An 8,103-nucleotide genomic window follows, 5' to 3' on the forward strand; every position below is an offset into this window, starting at 1 on the left:
CAAAATGTCGAACTTGGCATACAGAGTCCCTAAGCACCCGAGCATCGCTAAGAGGCAGCGCGGATTTCTGACTCAAATTGGAATTGGGATTCTGATTCTGATGATCCTGGCCGCACTGGGAGCACAGAAGTTTGCCTGGTCTGTCAAAGAAGCCGCTGCTGAGTCAACGGGCAGGTATTTGTTTACCGTCCGTTCGGCGGTACTCAAAGCATTATCGTCTTACGATTTCGCGTTCACGCAGGTGGATACCAGTTCTGCTCCACCTGGCGTGTACCCTGTTCCGCCTCCGTGGGCAGTGTTCACGGGTGCCCAGAAAACGGTGTCAGTCAAGGATCTGAAGGATGCTGGTTTACTTGTAAATTCCTTTCCTGACACACCGCCAACTGGCCGTTCGGCTCATGTCGCAATTCTTCGTTCGGGCACGTGCCCTGGTGATACCTGCAAGGTGGAGGCGTATGTCTATACGTGTTGGCCAATCAGCCAGCTGAAGCCTGCAGGAGCAGTCAACAACACGACTTGTCCGGCACCACCTGCGGGCACAGAGTTTGACGCGAATATGGTTGGCGCAGTAATCAAGGCAACCTCGGGTTATGGCGGCACAAATTACTTTGCTCCAGCCACAATGCGAGGCGCGCTCTTTAACGTTCCAACGGCCAGTTTGGGATTGCCCACCGTCCCTGGCTTTGTAGCTGTTCTTGCAACGCTGGATGACGGGTTAAACAGTCAGTTCGTCCGTCAGGGAGACACCCGCCACATCTTTCTCAGGGATAGCCTGACGGTGAGCAAGCAGGTGTCAGCAGGCGAAGGCTTGTTGCTACCCACTAATGCTCCAGTCGGAGGTGTCTGTACGACCGAAGGTCTTTACGGAACCAGTACCCGTGGCTCATATGTAATGTGCAAAGGCGGTAACTGGTTTGAGTTGGTCAATCACATTTTGCTCGGAACTCAATCGCTACCCAACGGCGCAACAGTAGTCACGCCGACTTGTCCTGGTGCGAATATGCAACCGTTCGCATACGCCTCGCTTCAGAGTTCAGACGTGACGATGACGGGCAGTGACATCTCAATCACTGGCGTCCTCAGTGGTGGAATCACTGGTACTGGTAACGTCAGCAGTGCAGGGGCGGTGTCAGTAAGCGGATCATTCAACGGTACTAGCACCTCAGGGCCTGGCAGTTCGATTCGTGTTGCTCAAGGTGTTTCGATTGTCGGATCGACAGTGGTGATCAACCCTGCCAGTGCGAATGCGCGAGCGCTTGTGATGCAAGGCTGCCGCTTCATGTAACTGCATTTACCTTTGTGACGGTTCAAGCTGGATGACTACTATGACTCGTGTACTTCTCATAATCCTCGCGCTGGTGTGCGGGCGTGCGTTCGCCGACAGCAAGGTCGAGGTGGACTCCTGCATTGCGAAAGCAGCTGCACTCCATAATGTTGACCTTAACCTTTTGCGAGCCATCGCTAAAGTTGAGTCCGACATGAATCCTAAAGCCGTGGGTAAAAATACCAACGGCTCGAACGACACCGGACTGATGCAGATAAATGACTGGTGGTTGCCAACCCTTGCCAAGCATGGGATCAAGAAAAGCGATTTGCTGGACGCCTGCACATCGGCATATGTCGGTGCTTGGATACTCGCCAACTCGATCCAACAACATGGGCCCACCTGGCGCGCAGTTGGAGCTTACAACTCTCCTACTCCAAAGAATCAGCTGATCTACGCTGACAAAGTGAATAAAGCGCTGGCCCGTCGTCCCTGAATACATCTCTCCATACCGGTGGCTCAGCCACCTCTATGACAGCTTCTTTTCCGAGGTCTTGAACTATATGGCGGTTTTGATTCACACCGCTATCGGCATGCTCGCTGGCTTGATGGCTGGCTTGGTTGTTTCGATGTTTAGCATGCGACTTCCATTGGCGTTACAGCGAGAATGGCGCGTAGATGCGCATGATTACCTTGGTTTGCCATACACGCCTGATCAGGCCATCAATGCAAAGTCGAAGTGGGAGTTCTTGAAAGGCTCGCGCTTCCTGGTAATTGAGGTTGTCTGCGCTGCTATTGGCGGAATATTGTTCTGGTGGTTGGGTATATCGGTTGAGTCGGTAGTATTTGCTTTGCTGTTTTGGTCACTCATCACCGTTGCGGTAATCGATCAAGAGACCATGTACATCCCTGATGTAATTGTGATGCCTTTGTTGTGGGCGGGGATGCTGTTCTACGCCCTCACAGCGCCGGATCAGCTGCAGTGGCATGTCATGGGTGCCGCAGCAGGGTATTGCGCTTTGCGGTGGCTTCCAGTGGGGCAGGGGGACGCAAAACTCTCTGCGGTAGCAGGGGCTTGGGTCGGGCTAGGCTCGCTGCTCACTTACTTCACCATTGGCGCCACTCTTGGCGTTGTGGTTGGGCTTGTCTATTACTGCGTGCGCGGCAAGTCAGAGCCGTTTCCGTATGGCCCTTCTCTCGTTGCCGGTTTGCTCGCTACAGTGGGCATGCAGCTGCTTAGGGTCTAGCCCCTGGTGCAAAACCTCACTAAAAGGATTCAGGGCCGTTTAGTTGGGGTGATGTAAAAACTGGGCGTAAAAAAACCCGGTGTTTGAAGACCGGGCTAAAAAATTAGAAACACAGGCCAATTCTGAGAGGAGCCAGCCTGCAGGGTCGATACTATCAGAGGAAGTTGTAGGTGTAACTCACAATCAGACGGTTTTCGTCTTGGTCACGCTGGTTAACTGCGTCCGAACGCAGAGACGCGTTTTTCCAAGCCAGGCCCAGACCTTTGAGCGTGCCTTCTGGAACCACGTAGCCCAGAGTAAAGTCCCGCTCCCACTCAGAGCGCTCAGAGCCAGCAGCGGCGATGTTGTCGCCCTTAACGTAGACCACGGAAGTCGTCAGACCTGGCAAACCTAGGGCTGCGAAGTCATATGCGTATTGGGCCAACCAAGCGCGTTCCCCGGCGCGCTGGAACTTGCCAATCTGCATGTCGGTGATCAGGTAAGAAGAGGCGCCGTCACCCTGGTTGAGGAACGGGAAGTCACTGGTGCCATTTACACGCTGGTAGCCAGCGCTGATCGCGTGGCCTTGGAGGGCGTAGGTGAATTTTGCACTCCAGGTGCGGTTGTCTACTTCGTTGTTGTTCTGATAGCCGGACGCTTTATAGCCCGCAACGCGGCCTTCTTGGCTAGCGTTCTTGCCATCGGAGTCACTGTTGAAGTAGCGCAAGTCAGTCTTGATGCTACCGACTGGCAAGGCCCAGTTGTGGGTCAGCCCCAAGAAGTGTTGCTTGTAGAAGTCGGACAGGTTGCCGTAGTAATACTGGGCAGTCAGGTCTTTGGTGATCTTGTAGTCACCACCAGCATAATAGAACTCGTTGCTACGTGCGTTGGCCGTGGCTGTGCGGGTTGCACCGTTGGAACCGGCAATAGTCAACGAGTCATTGTTGCTGGAGTTACGACCTTTGGCGTGTTCCAGTTTACCGCCAACCAGTGTCAGGTTGTCGATATCGTTGGAGGTGATCTGACCACCTTCGAAGGTTTGTGGCAGCAGACGACCATCGTTGGAGGTCACTACCGGCAGTTTCGGCATCAAGGTTCCCAGCTTCAACTCGGTCTTTGAAATCTTGACCTTTCCGGTCAGACCCAAGCTACCAAAGTCGTTTACAGCACGCCCGTCGTGTTCACTTGGGAAAACGACGCCGCCCTTCGCATTGTTACCGTTGTAGGCAGTGCCTTTGCCGGAGTCCAGACGCACGCCGTACAAGCCGATGGCGTCAACGCCAAACCCAACCGTGCCTTGGGTATAACCGGAAGTGAAGTTAAAGATGAACCCTTGGCCCCACTCTTCTTGCTTGGACGGGTTCGCGGTGCCGTCACGGTTGTCCTGGTTAATGTAAAAATTACGCGCCTGAACGGTCAGGTGACTGTCTTCGACAAAGCCACTCGGCTTTGTATCAGCTGCCTGGACGCTCAGTGAAAGACTAGCCAGCGCGATGGCCAGCGGCAATGATTGCTTGTTCATGATAGCTCCTAATGGTTCTTTTTTATGTGTTTTGTTGAGACGGTTGCAGAAAGGTCGTCACACTAAGACGTAAACAAATATTTAGTCAAAGACATTGACGATTGTTGCTTATGCCATTTCGATATTACAAGTGGCAGACAATACGACATTAGTATGAAGTAAAGTCGGGCAGTTTGTAATACGTGTAAGCAGTTTATTTACAGGTATTACCTGTGGGGCTGCCATGCCTCATCGCAGGGCTGTCAGCGACTTGCCCTCGGCAATCGATCCGAATACCTGGTTTGCAGGTCAAGACGTCAGGAAGAAGACAATGACAACGCCACAGAGCTTGTCCGCGCAGAAGTTCGATGAACAGAAGCACAAGCTGCGTACGTTATCGGCCTAAACCAATCGGTTGCCCAGACTCGTTCTGGTCGACGGGGCGAATAACACCAAGGCTGCCGAGATTGTAGGGATGTCTCGCCAGAACGTGAATGGCGCGATGAACCGAGTTAAAGCACTGTTAGCCGATATGCCCGCTGACTACGTGTATGTGAAAGAGTGGATGCCGGCCAAGATGGCGACAGAGGTTCGCGCAAAACTTAAGGCTCAGAAGGTCAAAAAAGTCAGCGGAGAAAATAAACCGAATATCTGTAAATAATGTGTTTACAGGCATTCGATGCGGCGATAGTATAGGGCCATCAGCGACAAACAGTCAGCTGAATCAAAACCAAGGAGCTACATCATGAAATCCCTTAAAGCCCTGTTCGTTGCTGCTGCTGTTGCTGCTACCGTAGCCCTGACCGGTTGCAGCTCCCTGGAGCAACTCAATGCCCGTGGTCAGGCGCTGCGAGCTGCCGATCCGGTGGCTTACGACAACATGACCGGTGAAAGCAACTACGCCGCGCAGAACCCACAATATAACGTCCACGGTTCCTGACTAGGTGCTGATCGACTCAAAGCCTCGACTACTCGGGGCTTTTTTAATTTCTCCGCTACACCATCAGCCAGCCGAGCGGATTATGCCCCTAGAAGAGGCGCGGGTTTCGTGTACTTAGGCGATCGACGAAACAAAGATCCCGTATAAGACTTCAATTTTGCTTTACTGCTTAGGTTATACCCTGGGTGGTGGTACTCACATCAGCGTCGATTTTATCGGAATATGCCTATATAGCGAAGAAAGGGAAACTCCAATTCGCTGTGAGGCTTCGCTCCTACTTACGCCACTATCTAACAATGAGCGGGCCTCTGTACATTTTTCCGATGTCATCACTTTTGGTCGGCCTCCTGTACGGCCAGCTTGCCTCGCGGCCGCAAGGCCAGCCAGGGTCCGCTCCACACAAAGCTCTCTTTCCATTACAGCTAGAGCAGCCATTACGTTGAAAAAAAATCTCCCTGCTGGGTATTTTGTATCAATGCCATCCGTGAGCGACTTTAGCTCAATTCCTCGTTTTTCGAGTGTCGCTGCAAGGTCAATCAAACCCTTCATTGTTCGTCCAAGCCTATCTAGCTTCCAGACGACAAGGCTGTCGCCTTCTGATAGGAGCTTTAACGCCTTACTCAATCCTGGCCTCTTCCGATGCTTTCCACTGATTGTTTCTGTGACAACCTTTGAGCAGCCTGCCGCTTTCAGCGCGTTGATTTGTAAACTTAAATCCTGATCTGTAGTTGAGACTCGTGCGTATCCGATGAGCATCCAGGGGCGTCCACAATAAAAAATAGGGGCGGACGTTACCCTACACACCTCAATCCGTGCAGAAAACTTTTTCAAAATCGACCGTATCTGGTAACGCCTCTGCAACGGTAAGTTTTGTTAATGCGGCACCCGTAATATCTAGCCTAGTAGTAGGTGGGAAATCAGTTCTGATAACTGACTGCAATTATGTTGCGCAACCTGGATCTTCTATAAACTGGATTGCATCAAACGCAAATTGGTTTGAGTTGTATTTAACTGACGGTTATCCAAAGAATAACCTATTATACTCAGGCACTGCGTCGTCTTATTCTGCGGCATGGTTTTCCATGAATAATTCATCGAGTGGAGGAACATTCCTGCTTAGGGCGTTTAATGGAAGTGCCTATTCAGAGCTTCAACTATACGTTCCATATTCTTATGAGTGCGACACTCCAACTGGCTAATTAGCAGAAATTAAATCCCCGTGTTATGCGGGGTTTTAATTCACAAACGACCGATTCTGAAAATGCCACTACGGGCGTAGCTTTTGTGGCGTCAAAACCGATAGTTGACTCATTTACAAGCACTTGTTATGTGAAAGGGAAGCCGTACGGGAACTCAGTATGCTTTGATGCTTCAGCGTACGCGTATTCATACACCAACACCTTGAATTGGTCGGTACAAGGTGCGGTTAGATATACCATATCAACTAAAGATGTCTTGATTTACTCAGGATCAGGAAGTGTATTTAATCTTGGCATCACAACATACCGTGGAAACTATTTTGTCTTAACCGCATATAGTACAAACTCCACGGACTCACCGTTCACAACGTTTGTCATAGAGCCAAAAGAGATAAATACTGACCCAGGTTCACAGAATGGTTGAAAGATGAATCAGTAACTCAGCCTAGTGCGGGGTTACTGATTCATATCCTATGGCTCTTAGTAGGGCGCTGGGGGTGATGCTCTGTGCGGTTACCCGGCTGCACGGTAAGTCGGTGCTGCGTCTCTATGGCCTCCTCCGCCGTCGATTTGCTCGCAACATGGGGCATGCATCTTCGAGGGGGTAACATAGAGATTTAAGTACGAGGTAAATTCCGGCCACCTGTAATACGTGTAAGCATTTTATTTACAGGTATTACTTATGGGGCTACCATGCCCCTACACGGGGCTGTCAGCGACTTGCCCTAGGCACTCGATACAAAGGACCTGGTAGGCAGGTTAAGACATCAGGAAGAAGACAATGACAACGCTACAGATCATGTCCGCGCTGGAGTTCGATGAACAGAAGCACAAGCTGCGTACGTTATCGGCCCAAACCAATCAGTTGGCGAGACTCGTTCTGGTCGACGGACTGAATAACACCAAGGCTGCCGAGATTGTAGGGATGTCTCGGCAGAACGTGAATGGCGCGATGAACCGAGTCAAAGCACTGTTAGCCGATATGCCAGCTGACTATGTGTACGTGAAAGAGTGGATGCCGGCCAAGATGGCGACAGAGGTTCGCGCAAAACTCAAGGCTCAGAAGGTCAAAAACGTCAGCGGAGAAAATAAATCGAATATCTGTAAATAATGTGTTTACAGGTATTCGCGACGGCGGTAGTATGGGGCCATCAGCGACAAACTGGCCGCTGCCACCCAAATCAAGGAGATTCACCATGAAAGCATCTACCAAAATCGCCGCGCTGGGTCTGGTTGTAATGGGCGCTATGTTCAACACCGGCTGTAACACCCTCGACAACCTGCACGCCGCCGCCATTGCCGACCGCCAGGCGAATCCAGAGAAGTACACCGAAATTCCTTCGGTTCAGATGGCCCAAATGACCCCGAACCAGGATGGCTCCGCGTATCCACAATCCTGCGCTTTCGGCTGCCCAACTGCCGAAGAACGCATTGAATTGACCCGCAACTGGTAAGGTCAGCGTTACTATCAATCAAAACCCCCTATTGGGGGTTTTTTTGCTTAATCTCCATTAGGGCAAGAACATCCTTGTATGCAGGGCTTGTTCATCATTACCGTTCTTAGTTCGAACCAGTATTGTCGAAACCCACGGCAAACGTAGTGGACGCTGTGCTACACGCACCTCCGTTGCACGCTTCAAGTGTAACTCGCGCAGTACCTGAATACGGGTAAGGTATAGCTTCCTTGGCAGCTTTTTTACGTTGCGCGTACGAATTCAGCCACCAGCTGGTTGCGCCCGCATTTGGCGTGAAACTGGAGGGGCCTATAAAGTGTTGCTGCTTCGCAGGGTTCGCATCGACTACAGTCACGCGGAATGTGGTCGCTCCGGTAAATCCAGTCCCGCTCCAACTCATAAGTGACGCTTCCGAATCGTAATTTTCGTAATAAGTACTTCTGGTCAAATTGATGCTTGTTATTGTCGGGCCCGGATTTGTGAAATCTATGCCCGTAGTGGCATTGTCAGAAACGGTCG

The 8,103-nt window shown here is 51.3% G+C and carries 9 protein-coding genes; 7 read left to right on the top strand and 2 right to left on the bottom strand.

Going from position 1 to position 8,103, the window contains the following annotated elements; translation table 11 throughout:
- The first annotated feature begins 4 nt into the window (after window positions 1-4).
- The 3 genes from HBO09_RS17660 (at window position 5) to HBO09_RS17670 (ending at window position 2,511) form a co-directional block, all read left to right on the top strand.
- The gene (locus HBO09_RS17660) at window positions 5-1,285 is read left to right on the top strand and encodes a hypothetical protein (protein ID WP_169995728.1); all 1,281 of its coding nucleotides are present in this window, start codon (window positions 5-7) and stop codon (window positions 1,283-1,285) included.
- 40 nt (window positions 1,286-1,325) lie between these two features.
- The gene (locus tag HBO09_RS17665; RefSeq protein ID WP_169995727.1) at window positions 1,326-1,760 is read left to right on the top strand and encodes a lytic transglycosylase domain-containing protein; all 435 of its coding nucleotides are present in this window, start codon (window positions 1,326-1,328) and stop codon (window positions 1,758-1,760) included.
- A 67-nt stretch (window positions 1,761-1,827) separates the two neighbouring features.
- The gene (locus HBO09_RS17670) at window positions 1,828-2,511 is read left to right on the top strand and encodes an A24 family peptidase (protein ID WP_169995726.1); all 684 of its coding nucleotides are present in this window, start codon (window positions 1,828-1,830) and stop codon (window positions 2,509-2,511) included.
- Window positions 2,512-2,665: 154 nt separating this feature from the next.
- On the opposite strand, the gene HBO09_RS17675 is transcribed toward HBO09_RS17670, so the two are convergent.
- The gene (locus HBO09_RS17675; RefSeq protein WP_169995725.1) at window positions 2,666-4,012 is read right to left on the bottom strand and encodes an OprD family porin; all 1,347 of its coding nucleotides are present in this window, start codon (window positions 4,010-4,012) and stop codon (window positions 2,666-2,668) included.
- 394 nt (window positions 4,013-4,406) lie between these two features.
- On the opposite strand from HBO09_RS17675, the gene HBO09_RS17680 reads away from it, so the two are divergent.
- Window positions 4,407-4,652 (top strand): TrfB-related DNA-binding protein, encoded by a 246-nt coding sequence (locus tag HBO09_RS17680; RefSeq protein ID WP_169995724.1) that lies wholly within the window; start codon window positions 4,407-4,409, stop codon window positions 4,650-4,652.
- Window positions 4,653-4,736: 84 nt separating this feature from the next.
- Window positions 4,737-4,931: a hypothetical protein gene (locus HBO09_RS17685; protein ID WP_169995723.1), complete on the top strand. Its 195-nt coding sequence runs from the start codon at window positions 4,737-4,739 to the stop codon at window positions 4,929-4,931.
- A gap of 195 nt (window positions 4,932-5,126) precedes the next feature.
- On the opposite strand, the gene HBO09_RS17690 is transcribed toward HBO09_RS17685, so the two are convergent.
- A complete protein-coding gene (locus HBO09_RS17690; protein WP_169995722.1) occupies window positions 5,127-5,687 on the bottom strand; it encodes a recombinase family protein in 561 nt (186 codons plus the stop codon).
- Between the two features lie 1,224 nt (window positions 5,688-6,911).
- Between HBO09_RS17690 and HBO09_RS17695 the strand changes: the two genes are divergently transcribed.
- Together HBO09_RS17695 and HBO09_RS17700 are read left to right on the top strand one after the other, a co-directional pair.
- The gene (locus HBO09_RS17695; RefSeq protein WP_170060949.1) at window positions 6,912-7,241 is read left to right on the top strand and encodes a TrfB-related DNA-binding protein; all 330 of its coding nucleotides are present in this window, start codon (window positions 6,912-6,914) and stop codon (window positions 7,239-7,241) included.
- An 85-nt stretch (window positions 7,242-7,326) separates the two neighbouring features.
- Window positions 7,327-7,584 carry a hypothetical protein gene (locus tag HBO09_RS17700; protein ID WP_169995720.1) on the top strand — a complete coding sequence of 86 codons (258 nt, stop codon included), beginning with the start codon at window positions 7,327-7,329 and terminating at the stop codon, window positions 7,582-7,584.
- Window positions 7,585-8,103: the final 519 nt, after the last annotated feature.

The organism is Pseudomonas sp. WS 5027 (assembly GCF_012985695.1).
In the GTDB taxonomy this organism is placed as follows: Bacteria; Pseudomonadota; Gammaproteobacteria; order Pseudomonadales; family Pseudomonadaceae; genus Aquipseudomonas; species Aquipseudomonas hygromyciniae.

Coding starts and splice junctions, on each gene's coding strand:
- HBO09_RS17660 (WP_169995728.1), top strand. CDS start 5: ATGTCGAACTTGGCATACAGAGTCCCTAAGCACCCGAGCATCGCTAAG.
- HBO09_RS17665 (WP_169995727.1), top strand. CDS start 1,326: ATGACTCGTGTACTTCTCATAATCCTCGCGCTGGTGTGCGGGCGTGCG.
- HBO09_RS17670 (WP_169995726.1), top strand. CDS start 1,828: ATGGCGGTTTTGATTCACACCGCTATCGGCATGCTCGCTGGCTTGATG.
- HBO09_RS17675 (WP_169995725.1), bottom strand. CDS start 4,012: ATGAACAAGCAATCATTGCCGCTGGCCATCGCGCTGGCTAGTCTTTCA.
- HBO09_RS17685 (WP_169995723.1), top strand. CDS start 4,737: ATGAAATCCCTTAAAGCCCTGTTCGTTGCTGCTGCTGTTGCTGCTACC.
- HBO09_RS17690 (WP_169995722.1), bottom strand. CDS start 5,687: ATGCTCATCGGATACGCACGAGTCTCAACTACAGATCAGGATTTAAGT.
- HBO09_RS17695 (WP_170060949.1), top strand. CDS start 6,912: ATGACAACGCTACAGATCATGTCCGCGCTGGAGTTCGATGAACAGAAG.
- HBO09_RS17700 (WP_169995720.1), top strand. CDS start 7,327: ATGAAAGCATCTACCAAAATCGCCGCGCTGGGTCTGGTTGTAATGGGC.